The 16,593-nt window shown below is 70.1% G+C and carries 13 protein-coding genes; 6 read left to right on the forward strand and 7 right to left on the reverse strand.

All coding sequences use genetic code 11. The features are described 5' to 3' along the window. Positions 1-2,010: penicillin-binding transpeptidase domain-containing protein (locus VGZ32_RS09670; protein ID WP_326885559.1), on the forward strand; the 2,010-nt coding region annotated here is incomplete at its 5' end. 121 nt (positions 2,011-2,131) lie between these two features. Here VGZ32_RS09670 and VGZ32_RS09675 read toward each other — a convergent pair. Further along, positions 2,132-3,274 carry a PP2C family protein-serine/threonine phosphatase gene (locus VGZ32_RS09675; RefSeq protein WP_326885560.1) on the reverse strand — a complete coding sequence of 381 codons (1,143 nt, stop codon included), beginning with the start codon at positions 3,272-3,274 and terminating at the stop codon, positions 2,132-2,134. 192 nt (positions 3,275-3,466) lie between these two features. After that, a complete protein-coding gene (locus VGZ32_RS09680; RefSeq protein ID WP_326885561.1) occupies positions 3,467-3,952 on the reverse strand; it encodes a ribose-5-phosphate isomerase in 486 nt (161 codons plus the stop codon). A gap of 226 nt (positions 3,953-4,178) precedes the next feature. On the opposite strand from VGZ32_RS09680, the gene VGZ32_RS09685 reads away from it, so the two are divergent. Together VGZ32_RS09685 and VGZ32_RS09690 are read left to right on the forward strand one after the other, a co-directional pair. Then, positions 4,179-4,886: a response regulator transcription factor gene (locus tag VGZ32_RS09685; protein WP_326885562.1), complete on the forward strand. Its 708-nt coding sequence runs from the start codon at positions 4,179-4,181 to the stop codon at positions 4,884-4,886. A gap of 15 nt (positions 4,887-4,901) precedes the next feature. After that, on the forward strand, positions 4,902-8,765 hold the full coding sequence (locus VGZ32_RS09690; protein WP_326885563.1) for an MMPL family transporter: 3,864 nt from the start codon (positions 4,902-4,904) through the stop codon (positions 8,763-8,765). 112 nt (positions 8,766-8,877) lie between these two features. Here the strand turns inward: VGZ32_RS09690 and VGZ32_RS09695 are convergent, their stop codons facing one another. Continuing rightward, positions 8,878-9,501 (reverse strand): DsbA family protein, encoded by a 624-nt coding sequence (locus VGZ32_RS09695; protein WP_326885564.1) that lies wholly within the window; start codon positions 9,499-9,501, stop codon positions 8,878-8,880. 169 nt (positions 9,502-9,670) lie between these two features. Here VGZ32_RS09695 and pepN point away from each other — a divergent pair, with 169 nt between their 5' ends. Further along, entirely contained in the window at positions 9,671-12,229 is a 2,559-nt protein-coding gene (gene pepN / locus VGZ32_RS09700; RefSeq protein ID WP_326885565.1) for an aminopeptidase N, read from the forward strand. Positions 12,230-12,372: 143 nt separating this feature from the next. Here pepN and VGZ32_RS09705 read toward each other — a convergent pair whose 3' ends face one another. Further along, positions 12,373-13,227: a 3-hydroxyacyl-CoA dehydrogenase family protein gene (locus VGZ32_RS09705; RefSeq protein WP_326885566.1), complete on the reverse strand. Its 855-nt coding sequence runs from the start codon at positions 13,225-13,227 to the stop codon at positions 12,373-12,375. Positions 13,228-13,348: 121 nt separating this feature from the next. Between VGZ32_RS09705 and VGZ32_RS09710 the strand changes: the two genes are divergently transcribed. Further along, the gene (locus tag VGZ32_RS09710) at positions 13,349-13,936 is read left to right on the forward strand and encodes a cob(I)yrinic acid a,c-diamide adenosyltransferase (protein WP_326885567.1); all 588 of its coding nucleotides are present in this window, start codon (positions 13,349-13,351) and stop codon (positions 13,934-13,936) included. 32 nt (positions 13,937-13,968) lie between these two features. After that, positions 13,969-14,094 (forward strand): hypothetical protein, encoded by a 126-nt coding sequence (locus VGZ32_RS09715; RefSeq protein WP_326885568.1) that lies wholly within the window; start codon positions 13,969-13,971, stop codon positions 14,092-14,094. 33 nt (positions 14,095-14,127) lie between these two features. Here VGZ32_RS09715 and VGZ32_RS09720 read toward each other — a convergent pair whose 3' ends face one another. The 3 genes from VGZ32_RS09720 to atpD form a co-directional block, all read right to left on the reverse strand. After that, positions 14,128-14,826: a DUF2550 domain-containing protein gene (locus VGZ32_RS09720; RefSeq protein ID WP_326885569.1), complete on the reverse strand. Its 699-nt coding sequence runs from the start codon at positions 14,824-14,826 to the stop codon at positions 14,128-14,130. A gap of 108 nt (positions 14,827-14,934) precedes the next feature. Beyond that, positions 14,935-15,342, reverse strand: coding sequence for a F0F1 ATP synthase subunit epsilon (locus VGZ32_RS09725; RefSeq protein ID WP_326885570.1), 408 nt, complete (start codon positions 15,340-15,342; stop codon positions 14,935-14,937). 164 nt (positions 15,343-15,506) lie between these two features. Further along, on the reverse strand, positions 15,507-16,593 hold a 1,087-nt coding region (gene atpD / locus VGZ32_RS09730), incomplete at its 5' end, for a F0F1 ATP synthase subunit beta (RefSeq protein ID WP_326885571.1).

Here is a 16,593-nt window from a genome sequence, read left to right on the forward strand (position 1 = left end):
ACGCCGGCGAGCGCGCCCACGCAGGCCATACCGAAGCCTGACCTGCCGCGCGAGCGTCCGACCGGCGGCATGGCCGTACGGGAGTCCCCGACCGGCACGTCGCCGCAGCAGCCCAAAACTCAGCCGGTGCCGCAACCGACCACCGTCGCGCTTCCGCAGCCGACCTCCCAGGCCCAACCCGGCGCGGCGGAAACCGGTGTCGCGTGGGGACAGCCACAGCCACAGCGGGGCTACTCGCGGCAGGGCGTCTATCCCAACGCTCCCGCGTCCTATCAGGCGAGCCCGTACACGCCACCGGGCGCCATACGTACCCACGACGGCTACGTGCCCCCCGGTAGCCACTACGACGACTTCGACGAATACGACTACGACGACCCCGGGCGCCCGCGCGGCAGCCGCAAGCGCGCGCTGCTCATCACCTCGATCGTGGGCTTCATCGCGGTGGCGATCGCGGCGGCGCTCGTGCTCACCAAGACCGTCAACATCCCCGGGTTGTCCGCCAAGCCGGTGCCGACCGTCGGCTTCTCCCCCAGCGGCTCCGACGCCGGCTCGGACGCGACGCAGACCGGCACCGCGTTCCTCACGGCCTGGCAGAACGGCGGCCTCCGGGCGGCGGCGAACATCACCGACAATCCGACCGCGGCGCTCACCGCGCTCACCGCGTACAAGTCCGACCTCAAGGTGAGCGGTCTGACGATCATGCCCGGATCGGCCACCGGCGCCGGCTGGATGACGTTCAACGTCACCGCTCAGATCGGCACCCCCGCCAGCGCCTGGAGCTACAGCTCGGGCCTGGCCGCCTACCAGGGCAGCGTGGACGGGGTCACCCGGTGGTTCGTGAAGTGGCAGCCGAGCGTGCTGTTCACCAGCCTGACCGCGGGCGAGAAGCTCGGCATCGGCACCATCCCGCCGACCGCCAGTTCCGTCTCGGACCGCAACGGCACCCAGCTGACCAGCTCCAACGCGCCGAGCCTGACCAACATCATCGCCGTCCTCGAGAAGAACGCCCCGGTCGGCGGCACCCCCGGCCAGAAGGTGCAGATCGAGAAGGCCGACGGAACCGTGGTCTCCACGATCACGAAGATCTCCGACCCGGTCGACACGGCGTCGGTCAAGACGACGATCGACGCCACCATCGAGGCCGCGGCCCAGTCGGCGGTGAGCCGGGCGCCGAACAGCTCGATGGTGATCATCCAGCCCTCGACCGGCAATATCCTGGCTGTCGCCAACAACCCCCCGAACGGCCTGGACACCGCGATGCTGGGCAAGTACGCCCCGGGCTCGACGTTCAAGACCATCACCACCACGCTGCTGCTCAACTCGGGCAAGGTCACCGACCTGAACCAGACCGTCCCGTGCCCCGCGACGCTCAACGCGGACGGGATCACCCTGCACAACAGCGAGAGCGAGGTCGGCACGGGTAACTCCTTCCGCACAGACTTCGCGGCCTCCTGCAACAACGCGTTCAGCAGCTTCCACAATCAGGTCACCCGAGATCAGCTGGTCTCCACCGCGCACGACTACTACGGCTTCAATCAGCCCTGGGACGTCGGCCTCGGCTCGCCGACGGTGTACGGCAACGTCCCGAACACCCCCAGCAACGCCCTCTCGGAGGAGCTGGTCGGCCAAGACCAGATCACCACCTCGCCCCTCGCGATGGCGGCGGTGGCGGCGACGATCGACAGCGGAGGCTTCAAGTCCCCGACCCTGGTGCCCGGCACTCAGCAGATCACCGGCACGCCGCTGTCCTCGTCGACGCAGAGCAATCTCAAGACGCTCATGCACGCGGTGCTCACCGACAGCGGGGGCACCCTGGCAGGCGGTGTGATCAGCAACACCGCCGGCGTCTACGCGAAGACCGGTACCGCTCAGGTCCAGGGCAAGAGCGACAACAGTTGGACGATCCTGTTCAAGGGCGATTACGCGGTCGCGGCGCTGGCGGTCGGTGGCGGCTTCGGTGCCTCAACCGCTGCGCCCGAGATCAACCAGGTGCTGGGCAGCCTGAACTGACGCGGTGCTCTGAACCAACACATGCTTGAACCAGCACCACTTCGGATCGGTTGAAGCGAGCGGGCCCCGCGGCGAGTGACGCCGCGGGGCCTGGTCAACTTCGGAGAGCAGCCGTTCCGGCTCAGGCGCGCCAGAGCACGACGAGCGCCCGGTCGTCATCCGTCTTGCGGGCCACGGCGTCCACGACCCGCTCCGCGCCGCCGCCGAAGCCCTTCGCCTGGAGCGATTGCGCGGCGCCGAGCAGGCGGTCGAGGCCGACCGCCAGATCCCGGCCGGGCTGCTCGATCAGCCCGTCGGTGAACATCAGCAGGCCGTCGCCGCTCTCCAGGCGGCCGCGGGTGGGCCGGTACTCGGCGTCCGGCAGGATCCCGAGCAGCGGTCCCGGGGTCTCGCACAGCGACCAGCGGCCCGACCCGGACGAGAGCTGGGCGATCGGCGGATGGCCCGCGCTGTAACACTCGTATTCGCCGGTCGCCATGTCGACCGCGAGGTGCACCGCCGTCGCGAAACCCTCCTCCCAGCCCTGCCGCAGCAGATACCCGTTCGCGGCGCTGAGGAATTCGTCGGCCGGGACCGAGCCGAGCAGGCCGCCGAACGCCCCGGAGAGCAACAGCGCGCGGGTGCCCGCTTGCAGCCCCTTACCGGAGACGTCGACCAGGCTGAGCTGCAGGCGGCCCGGTCCGGCTGGGGAGCCGTCCGGGCCGGAATCGCTCTTGGCGGCGACCAGGAAGTCGCCCGCGAAGGACTGGCCCCCGGCCGAGCGCATCGCGAACTCCAGATGCCAGCCCCGCGGCAGCCTGGGCACCCGCCCCTGGGCCTGGAGCCGTTCGCGCAGGTCGAAGAGCATGGATTCGCCGCGGGTGCCGCGCACCCCGAGCCGCACCCGCTGACGCGACATCACCAACACGACCAGCGCGGTGATCCCGACCAGCAGGATCGTGCCGGGCGCGGGGCGGATCGGGCGGGTGGTCAGCTCATCCGCGACCACCACGAGCGCGCAGGCGGCGAGCAAGACGAGCTGCGCGGTGAAGCGCAGCAGGAAGCCGCCGAGCAGCAGCGGCAGCGTCACCATCGAGTCCTGGACCCACAGGGCGTGCAGGTGGGCGAGCACGCCCACGAGCGCGGCGAGGGCGATCAGGACCGGAACGAGGAAGCCCTCGGAGGGCAGCACGGAGGTGCGCACCCAGAGCGCTGCGGCCGCCCGCCGGCCCCGGCCACCGCCGGACCGGCCGGACACCACGAGGGCCGAGGACGTCACCACCATGCCGGGACCATATCGACCCGTTGGCGCCCACGTCACCCGCCAGGGTCGGCGCCGTGGGCGGATGGTCACGCAATCACCCGATTGGATGACTTGGGACGGTTTGCGGTGCGATGCCCGACCCGGGACGTCTCCGCGGAAGGGGTGTAAGTGCAGATCATCGGTTGATCCGAACACGCGAATCCGAGAGCCGGCCTACTCTCCGGCCCCTGCCTCCGGCACCGCGGGCAGCTCGCCGGTCTTCTCGAATTCGCTGATCATCGCGATCCGCCGGACGTGCCGCGGGTCGTTGCTGAACGGGGTCGCGACGAACAGCTCGACGAATCGCGTCGCGTCCCCGAGCGGGTGCATGCGGGCGCCGAGGCTGATGACGTTGGCGTCGTTGTGCTCGCGCGCGAGGGTGGCGGTCTGCTCGTTCCACACCAGCGCGGCCCGTACACCGGGCACCTTGTCGGCGGCGATGACCTCACCGTTGCCGGAACCGCCGATCACGATGCCGAGGGAGCCCGGCTCGTCGGCCGCGGCCTTCGCCGCGCGCATCACGTAGGGCGGGTAGTCGTCGGCGGCGTCGTAGGCGTGCGGGCCGACGTCGACCGGCTCGTGGCCGAGTTCCTTGAGCCGGTCGACCAGGTGCTGCTTGAGCTCGAAGCCGGCGTGGTCGGAGCCGAGGAAGATTCGCATGCGTGCAGTCTCCCATGGGGCCGCATGCCTGTGCCCGCCTCGTCCGAGTGACGCGTGGACCAGCCGCCGGGTGCTTATGCGATCATCAGGAGCGGCGAGGGTTTCTCACAGGTGACTCTCAGGATTGCCCCAGGGGTGGCACAGCGGCGCTGCATACGTTGGGCGCGAGTGTGGCGCGGTCGTGTGTCCGACTGCGCGTCGGCATCGGGACAGGCGGGAGCAGCGGATGGGCGAGCGGGCGGGGGGCAAACCAGAGGCGCGCGTCCTGGTGGTGGACGACGAGGCGGCGATCACCGAACTGGTCGGGCTGGCACTGCGCTACGAGGGCTTCGAGGTGGCGACCGCGTCGACCGGGCGCGAGGCCCTGGCGAAGAACGCCGAGTTCGCGCCCGACCTGGCCGTGCTGGATGTGATGCTGCCGGACTACACCGGGCTGGAGGTCTGCTCCCGGCTGCGCTCGCAGGGCGTCCGGCTGCCCGTCGTCTTCCTCACCGCCCGCGACGCCACCGAGGACAAAGTCAACGGGCTCACGGTCGGCGGCGACGACTACGTGACCAAGCCGTTCGCACTCGACGAGCTCATCGCCCGCATCCGCGCCGTGCTGCGGCGCACCCGCCCGGACCTCGAGGACGCCCGGCTCGAGTTCGCCGACCTGGTCGTCGATGAGGACGCGCACGAGGCCCGCCGCTCCGGCGTGCCGCTCGACCTGACCCCGACCGAGTTCAAGCTGCTGCGCTACCTGCTGCTCAATGCCGGACGGGTCGTGTCCAAGGCGCAGATCCTCGACCACGTCTGGCAGTACGACTTCGGAGGCGGCGACAACGTCGTCGAGACCTACATCTCCTACCTGCGCAAGAAGGTGGACAAGGACCGCGAGCCCTTGATCCACACCGTCCGCGGAGTCGGCTACACCTTGCGCCTGCCAAAGGACTGAGTGCCTATGCGAGCCATGCGGCTGCCCCGTCTGCCCCGCGCCCGCTCGCTGCGCAGGCGGCTGATGCACACCCTGCTGATCTGGCTCGCGCTGGCGCTGACCATCTTCTCCGTCGGCACCTACTTCTCGGTGCACACGGTCCTGATGAACCGAATCGACCACCAGCTCGACGCCACCGCGCAGGTCCTCGACGCATACGCCGCCGGCACCCCGCCCGGCGCGCCGCTCACCCTCGGGGGTTCCGGCCCCACCGTCCAGACCTGGCACGAGATCGCAGCCACCGGATTGCTGCCGGTTTTCATCGAGCTGCGCGATCTCAACGGCGCCGTCATCTTCGACCCGGGCGGGACGAACGCCCAGCCGAGCCTGCCCGCCGACCTGGCGGTGGGGCCGGCCGGCACCGGCGCGAACGGCGACGGCGCACGGCTCTTCGACGCCAACGCCGCCACCGGCGGCGGCGGGCTGCACGCACCCGCTTACCGGGTGCGTGCCTCCCGGTTGCCCAACGGCCACGGCTTCCTGGTGCTGGCCATGTCCGAGCAGGACATCACCGACACCATGGCCTCGGTGGGCAAGTTCGAGATCGGCATCTGGGTGATCGCGTGGCTGCTGGTCGGCCTGATGTCCAACACCCGGATCAGGCGGCAGCTCAAACCGTTCGAGGACATGAGCGACCGGATCGTGGCGATCGGCGCCGGGGAGCTGGACCACCGGGTCGAGCCGGACGACCCGAACACCGAGATCGGCCAGGTCGGCGCCTCGGTGAACACCATGCTCGCGCGCCTCGAGCACTCCTTCGCCGAGCAGCGCGCCTCGGAGCACCGGCTGCGCCGCTTCATCGCCGACGCCTCGCACGAACTGCGCACCCCGCTCGCCTCGATCCGCGGTTACGCAGAGCTGTTCCGCCGCGGCGCCGCCTCGCGGCCGGAGGATCTGGCGCTGGCGATGCGGCGGATCGAATCCGAGTCGGCCCGGATGGGAGTGCTCGTCGACGAGCTGCTGCTGCTGGCCCGCCTCGACTCGGGGCGGCCGCTCGGGCGCGAACGGGTGGACCTCGGCGCACTGGCGCGGGACGCCGCCCGCGACTCGCAGGCTGCCGGGCCGCAGTGGCCCGTGGACGCGACCGTCTTCGGCGGCGCGCCCGGCGAGAACGGTGCGGCGAGCGTCGAAGTGCGCGGTGACGGCGACCGGTTGCGGCAGCTGCTGGCGAATCTGCTGTCGAATGTGCGTGCCCACACCCCGGAAGGCACGCCCGCGTCGGTGACGGTGCGCCGCGAGGGCGAGTGCGCGGTTCTCGAGGTCGCCGACGCGGGTCCGGGCCTGACCCCGGAGCAGCAGCAGCGGGTCTTCGAACGCTTCTATCGGGCCGACGCGTCGCGTAAGCGGGGCGACGGAGCGGGCGGCTCTGGCCTGGGGCTGTCGATCGTAGCCTCGGTCGCGGCCGCGCACGGCGGCCATGCCGAGGTCAGGTCGGTTCCCGGATGCGGAACGGTCCTCACCGTGCGGCTGCCCGTCGCCGGGCTCGTAGACGGCGATATCGCCGAATCCGTGCCCTCCGTTAACGGTTCTGTTCCCACTCTCCCAGACGCCTCACAGGTTGCGCACAGTACCTCGCCAGCCCGAACTGGTTCCTTGTCGGATGGGGCCGCCGGTACCGAACCGGCGCACGACCCAGAGACGAGGAGGGGATCCGGGGCCATGGACCGGCTTTCGGCCTTCACCACCACCCACCGCAAGTGGGTGTACCTGCTGTGGCTGGCGGCGTTCATCGCGGGCATCGCCGCGTCCTCGACGCTGTCGAACCATCTCGACAAGACGTTCTCGATGCCCGGCCAGCCCAGCTATGTCGCGAACCAGGCCATCGTCGCCGAGTACGGCAACGGCGGACAGCTCGCGCCCCTCGTCCCCGTAGTGCAGACGCCCACGGGGGTCTCGGCGAACGACCCGCGGGTCACCGCCGCCTTCGACGCGGTGAGCCGGATCCCGGGTGCGCGCGTCGCCGACTACGCCAATACGGGGAACCACGATTTCATCGGCTCCAACGGCCGCACGACCTACGCCTACATCTTCACCGCAGGCGCGGATGGCATGGGCGGCTCGGATATCCAAAACCAGGTCTCCACGCGGGCGGAGCAGATCCTCAACGCCGAGCTGCCACCGGGCTCGACGGTCCGGATCACCGGCGAGCAGCCGCTGCAGAACAACGGATCCAGCGGGGGCCTGAGCATCCTGAACGAGATCCTCCTCGGCGGCCTCGGGGCGCTGGCCGTGCTGCTGTTCGTCTTCGCCTCGCTGTTGGCCCTGGTGCCGTTGCTGATCGCGGCGGTCTCGGTGCTGACCGCGTTCCTGGCGATCCTGGGCGTCACCGAGGTCACGTCCGTCTCGATGATCGTGGAATTCCTGGTCGGCCTGATCGGGCTCGGCGTGGCGATCGACTACTCGCTGCTGCTGGTCACCCGGTGGCGCGAGGAGTTGGCGTACGGACACGACAACACCGCCGCGATCCGCCGGGCGATGCAGACGGCCGGGCGGGCGGTGGCGTTCTCCGGCGTCACGGTCGCGCTCGGACTGCTCGCGCTCGTCATCCTGCCGGTGCCGTTCCTGCGGTCCATCGGCTACGGCGGCATGATCATCCCACTGGTGTCGGTCTGCGTGACGCTGACCCTCGTGCCCGCGATGCTCGCCGGCATCGGGCGGCGGCTGGACTGGCCGAAGATCCGGCACGAGGACAAGGCCTCGCGCGGCTGGACCGCATGGGCGAACCTGGTGGTGCGGCGGCGGTGGATCGCGACGGCCGGCGCGCTGGTCGTGCTGGGGGTGCTCGCCGCGACCGCGACGGGGCTGAAGGTCGGCGACGCCTCGTCCGACTCTCTCTCGCAGAGCGGCAAGGCGCACGACGGCATCGTGATGCTGCGCGACGCGGGGATCTCCAGCGGCGTGATCACCCCGCTCGAGGTACTCGTCCCGCAGCCCGGGTCGGCAACCGCCGCCGCGAACGCGGTCGACGGTGTGTCCGGTGTCCGCTTCACGGTCGCGCCGACCGGCCCGGCCTGGGATCGTCCGGGCTCCCGGCTGCTGGTCGCGGTGCCGACCGACGAGGGCACCAGTTCGGCGGGCGAGAGCACGACTCGGGCGGCGCGCACGGCGGTCGAGGCGGCGGTACCCGGCGTGATGGTCGGCGGCATGGGCGTGGGCGAAGTGGACATGATCCACGCGGTCTACGGCTCGTTCCCGCTGATGCTGGGCATCCTGGCGCTGCTGACCTTCGTCCTGCTGGCCCGCGCGTTCCGGTCGATCGTGCTGCCGATCAAGGCGGTGCTGCTCAACCTGCTGTCGCTCGCCGCGGTCTACGGCTCGCTGGTGCTGATCTGGCAGAAGGGCTACCTCTCGCACGCGATCTGGGGCATCCCGGCGACCGGCGCGATCACCGGGTGGGTTCCGCTGATGGTGTTCGCGTTCCTGTACGGGCTGTCGATGGACTACGAGGTCTTCATCCTGTCCCGGATGCGCGAGGAGTACGACGCGACCGGCTCGACGCGCAAGGCCGTGGTCACCGGGATCGGGCGCACCGGGCGGCTGGTCACCTCGGCCGCGCTGATCCTGTTCCTGGCGATGGCGGCACTGGGCTCCGCCCCGGACACCGACGTGAAGATCTTCGCGACGGCGCTCGGCACGGGCATCCTGCTCGACGCCACCGTGGTGCGCGCGCTGCTCGTGCCGGCACTGATCTCGCTGTTCGGCCGGTGGAACTGGTGGATGCCGGTGTGGGCGGCCAGGATCCTGCGGGTCGAGCCCTCCCCGGCGCGGCGCGAGGACGAGGTCTCGGCCCCGGCGCTGCCCGAAGCGGAGCGGGAGCCGGAGCGCACCCAGGTGGGCTGAGCAGTAACAGCGTGACATCGGATCTTCGACAAGACGCGACGGCGTCCGCGGCCTAGGGGGGTGGCCGCGGACGCCGTCTCGCCATGCATCTGACGGAGCCTCTGACGGACTGTCAGTCGAAGATCGGGTCGCGCGTGCGGCTGCGCTTGAGCTCGAAGAATCCGTCCGTGCCGGCCACCAGCAGCACGCCGTCCCACAGCTTGGCCGCCGCCTCGCCGCGCGGGATCGGCGAGACCACCGGGCCGAAGAAGGCGACGCCGTTCACCGAGATCACCGGCGTGCCGACGTCGTAGCCGACCTGGTCCATGCCGGAGTGGTGGGACGCCTTGAGCGCTTCGTCGTACTCGGTCGAGTCGGCGGCGTCGGCCAGGTCGGCGGGCAGCCCGGCCTCTTCGAGCGCCGCGACGATCGTCTCGCGGCTGAACTCCAGCTTCTCCTGGTGGCGCCGCCTGCCCAGCGCGGTGTAGAGCGGCAGCAGCGCCTCGTTGCCGAACCTCTGCTCGGCGGCGATGCAGACGCGCACCGGACCCCAGCCCGCGTCCAGCATCTCGCGGTACCTCTCCGGCAGTTCGTCGCGGCCCTGGTTCAGATAGGACAGCGACATCACGTGCCAGCGCACGTCCACTGGCCTGACCTGCTGGACCTCGAGCATCCAGCGGCTGGCGATCCAGGCCCACGGGCACAGCGGGTCGAACCAGAAATCCGCCGCGGCTCTTGCGTCATCACGGTCGGTCACTACAGTCTCCCTCATTCCTCGCCATCCGGACCCCAGGCGTCAACTGTGCGAACAGACGGCGGTGTCGTTCGATTCCGCCTCTCCCGGATCCCCAATGCCTGGATGGGGCCGAGCGTGCGAGTATCGAATCACCAAGACAGCGCCTATGCGTAAGGAGCCGTGCAGCAAAGTGCCCGGTACCAATCTGACCCGCGAAGAGGCGGCCGAGCGGGCCCGTCTCGTGTCGGTCTCGGCCTACGAGGTCGAGCTCGACCTGACCACCGGCGCGGAGACCTTCGCGTCGACCAGCACAGTGCGCTTTTCCGCGCAGCCGGGGTCCGCCACCTTCATCGACCTGGTCGCTCCCGAAGTCCACGAGATCACGCTCAACGGCCGCCCGCTCGACCCCGCCTCCGCGTTCGCCGAGTCGCGGATCGCGCTCGACGGCCTGGCCGCCCAGAACACCCTCACCGTGCGGGCCACCTGCGCGTACAGCCACACCGGCGAGGGTTTGCACCGGATGGTCGACCCAGTGGACGGCGGCGTATCGCTCTACACGCAGTTCGAGGTGCCGGACGCGCGGCGAGTTTTCGCCAACTTCGAGCAGCCGGACCTCAAGGCGACCTTCCAGTTCACGGTGACCGCGCAAGACGGGTGGGAGCTGTTCTCGAACTCGCCGACCCCGACGCCGGAAAGGCTCGGGGACGGGCGCGCACTGTGGCGGTTCGCGCCGTCCGAGCGGATGTCGACCTACATCACGGCGCTTGTGGCCGGCGACTACCACGTGGTGCGCGACACCTACACCGCCGCGGACGGCCGAGTCGTCCCCATGGCGGTGGCCAGCCGCAAGTCCCTGGCCGAGTACCTGGACGCCGACGACATCCTCGACATCACCAAGCGGGGCTTCGACTACTTCGAGGCGCTGTTCGACCTGCCGTACGCCTTCACGAAGTACGACCAGCTGTTCGTGCCCGAATACAACGCGGGGGCGATGGAAAACGCCGGCTGCGTCACCTTCCGCGAGGACTACGTCTTCCGCTCGAAGGTCACCGACGCCGCCTATGAGCGGCGCGCCGAGACGATCCTGCACGAGCTGGCGCACATGTGGTTCGGCGACTTGGTCACCATGGAATGGTGGAACGACCTGTGGCTGAACGAGTCGTTCGCCACATACGCGTCGGTGCGCTGCCAGGCCGACGCGACCCGGTTCACCGGGGCTTGGACGACCTTCGCCAACACCGAGAAGACCTGGGCTTACGCGCAGGACCAGCTGCCCTCGACGCACCCGGTCGTGGCTGAGATCCGCGACCTGGAGGAGGTGTACGTCAACTTCGACGGGATCACCTACGCGAAGGGCGCCTCGGTCCTCAAGCAGCTGGTGGCTTACGTCGGGGATGAGGCCTTTACCAATGGCCTGCGAACCTACTTCCAGCGGCACGCGTGGGGCAACACCCGGCTGAGCGACCTGCTGGGAGCGCTCGAGGAGTCCTCGGGCCGGGACCTGGGCGCGTGGTCGAAGGCGTGGCTGGAGACGGCCGGCCCGAACACGCTGCGCCCGGACTTCACCCTGGACGACGAGGGACGGTACAGCAGCTTCGCGATCACGCAGGAGGCCCCGGCGGACTACCCGACGCTGCGGCCGCACCGGATCGCGGTCGGCCTATACGACAACACCTCCGAGGGTCTGGTGCGCACCCGTCGGCTCGAACTCGACGTGGACGGCGCGCAGACCGAGGTGCCCGAGCTGGTCGGGGTCGCGCAGCCGGATCTGGTGCTGCTCAACGACGACGACTTGTCGTACGCGAGGATCCGCTTCGACGAGCGGTCCATCGCCACGCTGGTGGAGTCGATCGACAACTTCACCGAGTCCCTGCCGCGCGCGCTGAGCTGGGTCGCCGCGTGGGACATGATGCGCAACGCCGAACTGCCCGCGCGTGACTACGTGGCGCTGGTCATCTCCGGCGCGCAGCGGGAGACGGACATCGGCGTGCTCCAGTCGCTCCAGCGACAGGCGAAGTCGGCCATCGACCTGTACGCCGACCCGGCGTGGCGGGAGGAGGGCTCGGCGAGGTGGGCGTCGTTCGCGCACGCCCAGCTGCTGATGGCGGCACCGGGCAGCGACGTGCAGCTGGCCTGGGCGCGCACGCTCGCCGCGGTCGCACGCTCGGACGAGCATCTGAGCCTGCTGAGCGGGCTGCTTGGCGGCACCGAGTCGATCGAAGGGCTCGAGGTCGACACCGACCTGCGCTGGGCGCTGCTGCACCGGCTGGCCGCGACCGGCCGGGCGGGCGAGGCGCAGATCTCGGCGGAGGCGGAGCGGGACCCGACCGCGGCCGGGCAGCGGCACGCCGCCTCGGCCCGCGCCGCGCAGCCGACGATCGAGGCTAAGGCGTCGGCGTGGGCAGCGATGGTGGACTCGGACGAGATGCCGAACGAGACGCTGCTCGCGGTCCTCACCGGCTTCCGCCAGCCGGACCAGCGGGAACTGATGGCGCCGTACGCGGACCGGTTCTTCGATAAGGTGGCGGACCTCTGGGCGGCGCGCACGCCGCACATGGCGCAGATGCTCGTCCACGGCCTGTACCCGGTGCTCACCGTGGAGCAGCGGGTCGTCGAGGGCGTGGACGCGGTGCTGGCGCGCGACGAGGCGACGGTCCCGCCGGCGCTCAAGCGGATGCTGCGCGAGCACCGCGACGGGACGTTGCGGACGCTGCGCGGCCAGGCGCTCGACGCCGGCTCGCGCGACTGACCGACCGCGGCACCGAGCCCACGGGCCTGGGCAACGGACATCTGATCCGTTGCCCAGGCCCGCGCTCATGTGTGAGCGTCAAAGCCGCAATTCACCGCGCTTGAAAGACTCTTGGCATTCCTGCGGTGACCGCCGCTCGCGTCTCAGTCCTCGTAGTCGTAGAAGCCTTTGCCGGTCTTGCGGCCCAGCGCGCCGGCGCTGACCATCCGGTTCAGCAGCTCCGGCGCCGCGAACTTCGAGTCGTGTGTCTCGTTGTAGATGTTGCGGGAGGCGTTGCGCATGATGTCCACGCCGGTCAGGTCGGCGGTGGCGAGCGGGCCCATCGCGTGGCCGAAGCCGAGCTTGCAGGCCAGGTCGATGTCCTCGGCGGTGGCCACGCCGGTCTCCAGCAGCCGGACCGCCTCGACGGTGAGCGCGGCGATCAGGCGGGTGGTCACGAAGCCGGCCACGTCCCGGTTGACCACGATGCACGTCTTGCCGACCTCCTCGGCGAACGCGCGGGCGGCGGCCAGCGCCTCGTCCGAGGTCTTGTAGCCGCGCACCAGTTCGCACAGCGACATCATCGGCACCGGCGAGAAGAAGTGGGTGCCGACCACCGACTCGGGGCGGCCGGTGACCGCGGCGATCTGGGTGATCGGCAGCGCGGAGGTGTTGGTGCCCAGGACCGCGTCGTCCTTGCAGATCTTGTCCAGTTCGCGGAAGACCGAGTGCTTGACCTCGATGTCCTCGAACACCGCCTCGACCACGATGTCGGCCTCGCCGGCCGCGCCCAGGTCGGTCGTCATGGTGATCCGGCCGAGCGCCGCCTCGGCGTCCGCCGCGGCGATCTTCCCCTTGGCGGTGAACTTCTGCAACGAGGCCTTGATCGCGGCCAGTCCGCGCGCGGTCGCCTCGGGGGTGACGTCGCGCAGCACCACGTCATATCCCGCCACGGCGGACACCTGTGCGATCCCGGAGCCCATCAGTCCGGCGCCGATCACGGCGAGCTGCTTTGCCACGCTCCACGCTCCTTATGCGTGCTCGGTACCCACTCGTAGCGGTACTCGCTGGTAACGACCTGCCTCCGGCAGCGTACCGTCTGGCCGAGTACGCCCTAGGACGGCCGGGTACGCTGCGCCTATGGTGAACCTCACGCGGATCTACACCCGGACCGGCGACGACGGGACGACCAGTCTCGGCGACATGAGCAAGACTTCGAAGAACGATCCGCGACTGGTCGCCTACGCCGACGTGGACGAGGCGAATTCGGCCGTTGGCGTGGCGGTCGCGCTCGGCGCCCTGCCGGAGCCGGTCGCGAAGGTGCTGACCCGGATCCAGAACGAACTGTTCGATGTCGGGGCGGACCTGTGCAATCCGGTCGTGGAAAATCCCGAGTTTCCTCCACTGAGGATCGAGCAGCGCGACATCGATCGGCTTGAACGGGACTGCGACCGCTTCAACGAGGATTTGCCGAAGCTTCGGTCCTTCGTCCTGCCCGGCGGCACCCCCGGCTCGGCACTGCTGCACGTGGCGCGCACAGTCACCCGGCGGGCCGAGCGCTCGGCCTGGGCTGCGCTCGACGTACACGGCGACACGATGAATCCGCTGACCGCCAAGTACCTCAACCGCCTGTCGGACCTGCTGTTCATCCTGGCGCGGACCGCCAACCACGCCACCGTCGGCGACGTCCTCTGGAAGCCCGGCGGCACACGCGAGGAGCAGGAGTAGGGAGCCCGCCCGCCTCGAGCGCCGGGGGCACGGTGCTAACCCTGGTTCACGAGCGCTTCGACGACGACCCGAGCCGCGACGAGCACGCGCAGGGCTGGTCCGACTGCCTCGACCGTCTCCCGGCTTGGCTGGCCGCCGAGCTGCCCGCGCAGCCGTAGGGCGGAAGCGAAGCGCCAGAGCGGCAAGCCCAGTCAGGACACGCGGCTGACGTTCTGCCCCGGGGGCGCGGCCTCGAGCCACGACAGGAATCCAGTGAGCGCGTCCGGCGACATGGCCAACTCAACGAGTCCCGCCCCGAAGCGGCACTCGACGATGGTCCAGCCAGGGAAGAGCGCGAGTTCCTCGTTGCCTTCGGCGTCACGGCGGCCTACGACCTCGAGGTCTTTGCGGGTCAGTACTGCGGCGGGGCGGTACGCGTAGGAGAAGATGCGGTACCAGTCGATCCGGTCGTTTTCGTACTGCGCGATGCCGTAGGACCAGCCGCGTCCCGCACGCACGCCGGAGGCGCTGAACGGGACGCGGGTGCCGCGCTGCGCTCGCGGGACCGGGAGAGCAACAGGGGCCGGGCCCCTTACGGACGCCGACCCCGCGGGCTGCTGCCCAGGCTCGAATACGGAATGCGATTGTGAGTGCGCATGGCTGCCATGCGGGTGAGTGCCGGCGTGCGCGCGGGTGCGCTGGTCGCTCTCCTGCCGCAGCTCCCCGAAACGCGCCGCAGCCCGCGCCGCCCCCTCGCTCGCCGGGGTCAGACGCAGGCTGCAGTCGAACGTACCGCCTCGTCGGCGGATGGCTACCCGCCGGGTGAAGAGGGCACCTATGGCGCACAGGCCGATGAGGCAGGCGACCGCCAAGCCCTCCAGCAGCGCGGCGATCACCGCCGACACCGCCATCGCTCGCCGAGGTCGCTCACCCTGGTCCTGCCGTCCTTCCGACTTCGACTTCTGATACTTCGGTCGCCGGTCCGCCCGCGCCGCGGCCGGATCGGATCGCGTTCCTCGTCACGCCTGCTGCGGGCCGCGGCCGACCGTGCGCAGACGCAGCTCGGCGCGGGCGGTGGCGGCCTCCGAGTCCGGCCCGAACTCGCCGGCCTGAGCCCGCGTCAGCGCCTCCTGCGCCCGCGCGGCGTCGATCTCATCGGCCAGCTCGGCGGCCTCGCTCAGCAGCGACACCCGATTCTCGTCCACGGCGATGAACCCGCCGTGCAGCGCGACCTTGAGCACCGGTCCGGGCGCGCCGTCCTCCAGGGTCCTGATCGTCGCCACCGAGGGCTTGAGCACGGACATGACCGGCTGGTGCCCCGGCATGACGCCGATGTCGCCGTCGGCGGTCTTCGCGATGACCATCGACGCCTTGCCGCTCCAGACCTGCCGGTCCGCCGCGACCAGCGCCACTTCGAGTTCAGCCACGGTGCGGCCCCTCTACTCGTTGATCCTTCAATAGCCTATCGAACCTCGCGGCGGCCGACCGCCGGGCTGGCGGCCGCATGCCACCCGCCCGGGCCCGTCCGATCCCAGCCGCGGCCCCGGCCCGGGACGCCCGCCGCCGCAGCCGAGGCCGCGGCGGCGGGCGCTCACTTGGCCAGTTCCTTGGCCTTGCGCTCGAGGTCCTCGAGCCCGCCGCACATGAAGAACGCCTGCTCCGGCACGTGGTCGTACTTGCCGTCGGCGATCGCGGTGAACGCCGCGATGGTCTCCTCCAGCGGCACGAACGAGCCCTCGAGGCCGGTGAAGTTCTTGGCCACGAAGGTGTTCTGGGACAGAAAGCGCTCGATCCGCCGCGCCCGCTGCACGGTGATCTTGTCCTCCTCGGACAGCTCGTCCACGCCGAGGATCGCGATGATGTCCTGCAGGTCCTTGTACTTCTGCAGGATCGCCTTGACCCGGGAGGCGGTCTCGTAGTGCTCCTTGGTGATGTACCGCGGGTCCAGGATCCGGGAGGTCGAGTCCAGCGGGTCCACCGCCGGGTAGATGCCCTTCTGGGTGATCGGCCGGGAGAGCACCGTCGTCGCGTCCAGGTGGGCGAAGGTGGTGTGCGGCGCCGGGTCGGTGATGTCGTCCGCGGGGACGTAGATCGCCTGCACCGAGGTGATCGAGTGACCCCGGGTCGAGGTGATCCGCTCCTGCAGCTGGCCCATCTCGTCCGCCAGCGTCGGCTGGTAACCCACCGCGGACGGCATGCGGCCGAGCAGGGTAGACACCTCGGAGCCGGCCTGGGTGAACCGGAAGATGTTGTCGATGAACAGCAGCACGTCCTGGAGCTGCACGTCGCGGAAGTACTCGGCCATCGTGACCGCCGAGAGGGCGACGCGGAGGCGCACGCCGGGTGGCTCGTCCATCTGGCCGTACACGAGCGCGGTGTTCTTGATGACGCCCGACTCCTGCATCTCCAGCCAGAGGTCGTTGCCTTCGCGGGTGCGCTCGCCCACCCCACCGAACACCGACACTCCGCCGTGCTGTTTGGCCACCCGGGTGATCATCTCGAGGATCAGGACGGTCTTACCCACGCCCGCCCCGCCGAAGAGCCCGATCTTGCCGCCGAGCACGTAAGGCTCGAGCAGATCGACGACCTTGAGGCCGGTTTCGAACATGCGCGTCTGCGGGTCCAGGTCGCTGAACAGGGGCGGCGGCCGGTGGATCGGCCACCAGTCGGCGATGCCC

Origin of the sequence: Actinocrinis sp. (assembly GCF_035938995.1) — a bacterium.
Taxonomy (GTDB): Bacteria; Actinomycetota; Actinomycetes; order Streptomycetales; family Catenulisporaceae; genus DASZGI01.

Coding starts and splice junctions, on each gene's coding strand:
- VGZ32_RS09685 (WP_326885562.1), top strand. CDS start 4,179: ATGGGCGAGCGGGCGGGGGGCAAACCAGAGGCGCGCGTCCTGGTGGTG.
- VGZ32_RS09675 (WP_326885560.1), bottom strand. CDS start 3,274: ATGGTGGTGACGTCCTCGGCCCTCGTGGTGTCCGGCCGGTCCGGCGGT.
- VGZ32_RS09710 (WP_326885567.1), top strand. CDS start 13,349: ATGGTGAACCTCACGCGGATCTACACCCGGACCGGCGACGACGGGACG.
- VGZ32_RS09690 (WP_326885563.1), top strand. CDS start 4,902: ATGCGGCTGCCCCGTCTGCCCCGCGCCCGCTCGCTGCGCAGGCGGCTG.
- VGZ32_RS09720 (WP_326885569.1), bottom strand. CDS start 14,826: ATGGCGGTGTCGGCGGTGATCGCCGCGCTGCTGGAGGGCTTGGCGGTC.
- VGZ32_RS09680 (WP_326885561.1), bottom strand. CDS start 3,952: ATGCGAATCTTCCTCGGCTCCGACCACGCCGGCTTCGAGCTCAAGCAG.